The sequence below is a fragment of the Shewanella sp. GutDb-MelDb genome (assembly GCF_002836075.1).
GTDB lineage: Bacteria > Pseudomonadota > Gammaproteobacteria > Enterobacterales > Shewanellaceae > Shewanella.
This window is the reverse complement of record NZ_PJBM01000072.1, coordinates 1-1719: the sequence shown is the minus strand read 5'-3', so window position 1 is coordinate 1719 and position 1719 is coordinate 1. Positions and strand designations below refer to the sequence as shown.

Sequence of the window (1719 nt, the reverse complement as noted above, 5' to 3'; positions counted from 1 at the left end):
CTAACGATAAAATATTTTTATCGTTAGAGAGCGTGTTTAAGCGCTTCATTGGTTCTTCTACCTCACCAGAAAGAATGGACTTATGTAGGTTTATTCACAGGTACTGGTACTTTTCATAATGTTTCATGTTTTTTTGTTAAACCTATTGAGTATTTGTGTTGCGCTTCTTAACTCTGTAGCTGAGATATTTGCCTTCATAAATTTTGAACGTAAATAGTAATAGTGAATAGACGAATTGTCTTTATGAGTTCCTTCGATCAGAATCATAGACTGTTTGAACGCCTCTGAGGATTCATGGAAATTACAATTTAAAAAGTGTAATTGTCCAAGTAGTAACCACCGTTCTGAGTTGTTATTAACGATATCGACGCATTTACTTAGCAATGAAGCGGCTTCTTTAAAATGACCACTACATATGTGTAAATTAGCGGAAGCTTCATAACACAACATTTTTATGATCGCTGAATCCTTATCTTTTACGGAGTTGATAAATAACTCCAAATCGATATTTTTATTCTGCTCGGAAAGAACTTTTAGCATGCCTCTAACTGGCCAATCCTCATTGTAAATTTTAAGTGCTTTATTGAAGATGTTTTTAGCACTTTCGAATTGTTTCTCTTGAATAAGATAATTACATTTTATTCTGTCAATATGGTTAGAGAGTTCTGTGTATTTACTGATATGCTCATCGCAGACAAAGATTTTTTGCTCTAATGACATATTAGAAGGAAGGTGGTTTATTTTATTTAATATCTTCTTCCTTCTTAATGTTTTATTTATTCTATATTCTAGATCTTTAGTCTTATATGGCTTGACAATATAGTCATCAGGTTGATTGTCAATTATAGATAACACCGTGGAAGTTCGTGTATCCCCAGTTAAAATAATGATAGAATTATTATCATTAAAGAGTCCTTTTGCTCTAATATGTTCGACCAACTGAATTCCATCCGTACCAGTTCCAAAGTTAAGATCGCTTATAAGTAGGTCTATATTGTTAGACTCAATAATTATTATTGCTTGCAAAGCATTTTTACAAGTAAATGTGTTTTCATCTCTAAATCCCATACTTCTAAGTGCAAATTTTAAACTGCTTAAAATTAGAGGAGAATCATCAGCTATTAAAACATGTACATTATTTATATTCATAACTAATTTTCCGAGCTATTACTGTTTTATCATAGAATGTGTTTTTGTCTTTGTAAAGAGCTGTATCAGCTCGATGAATTAATTCTTCGATGGACTCATTATTTGTTTTTTTTACAGTACCACAGCTAACCGAAACTATAATATTATAGATTGATATAGGATCTTTGGATACTTCAGTCTTAATTCTACGACTAAGTTTAATTGCATTATTTAAATTTACAGCCGCGAGAATTAAAAATTCATCCCCCCCAAGCCTAAAGCAAAGGTCCGTGTCTCTACAGCATTTATTCACGGAATTAGCTATATGCTTAATACCTAAATCTCCAGAAGAGTGACCATAGTTATCATTTACTTTTTTTATTCCATTACCATCGATCATTATCACAGAAATATCGGGTTGGTTATAAAAAATGTGAAATTCATTGGACTCAAAGTAAGCTCTATTTAAAAGTCCTGTTAAATTGTCAAAATATACTTTTTTCTCTAAAGTCTTTGTTTTTTCGGTGTTTATAATGAAATCATTAAAGAAATATATTACAAAAAAGGTTAATAAAATGAGGGTTATGAATA

The 1719-nt window shown here is 31.0% G+C and carries 2 protein-coding genes; both read right to left on the bottom strand.

Annotated elements, in window-relative coordinates; all coding sequences use genetic code 11:
* Positions 1-123: 123 nt before the first annotated feature.
* Positions 124-1149: a response regulator gene (locus CXF82_RS01355; protein ID WP_102043550.1), complete on the bottom strand. Its 1026-nt coding sequence runs from the start codon at positions 1147-1149 to the stop codon at positions 124-126.
* Positions 1136-1719 (bottom strand): GGDEF domain-containing protein (locus CXF82_RS01350; RefSeq protein WP_145991636.1); only part of this gene is annotated, 584 nt, incomplete at its 5' end. The genes CXF82_RS01350 and CXF82_RS01355, both read right to left, overlap by 14 nt.

Coding starts and splice junctions, on each gene's coding strand:
- CXF82_RS01355 (WP_102043550.1), bottom strand. CDS start 1,149: ATGAATATAAATAATGTACATGTTTTAATAGCTGATGATTCTCCTCTA.